This is a genomic window from Rhodococcus sp. T2V (assembly GCF_029269925.1).
Taxonomy (GTDB): domain Bacteria; phylum Actinomycetota; class Actinomycetes; order Mycobacteriales; family Mycobacteriaceae; genus Rhodococcus_F; species Rhodococcus_F koreensis.
This window is the reverse complement of sequence record NZ_JARJBD010000433.1, coordinates 1-375: the sequence shown is the minus strand read 5'-3', so window position 1 is coordinate 375 and position 375 is coordinate 1. Positions and strand designations below refer to the sequence as shown.

Below are 375 nucleotides of genomic sequence, written 5' to 3'. Positions count from 1 at the left end.
TGAGGAACTTCGCGGTGTCGAGTCCGAGGTCGGTGACCTGGTAGCGGTGGGTGCCCTCGATCCGGACGATGAGGTTGCGGGTTTTCAGCCGGCGCAGGTCGTAGGTCATCTGCCCGGTGGACACCGTGTCCGGGTCGAGTCCACGCAGCTCGCCGGTGAGGGTGCGCAGGTCCTTGTTGGTGAAGCCGTTCGGGTGCAGCCGGAAGACCAGCAGTGCGGAGAGCAGGGCGTGGCTGCGCTGGTCGGCGAACCGCAGGCCGGGGACGCGGGTGCCGGTGGCGGTGGTGACCGGACCGGTGATGGCGGTGAGGGCGTCGGCGCCGGTGATCGGGTCGTGACTGAGTCGTTGGACGCGCAGCAGGCGTCGGTTGGCGT

General features: G+C 69.3%; 1 pseudogene. It reads right to left on the bottom strand.

The features are described from left to right. Positions 1-375, bottom strand: a pseudogene (locus P3H15_RS54710) (hypothetical protein); the annotation flags it as partial.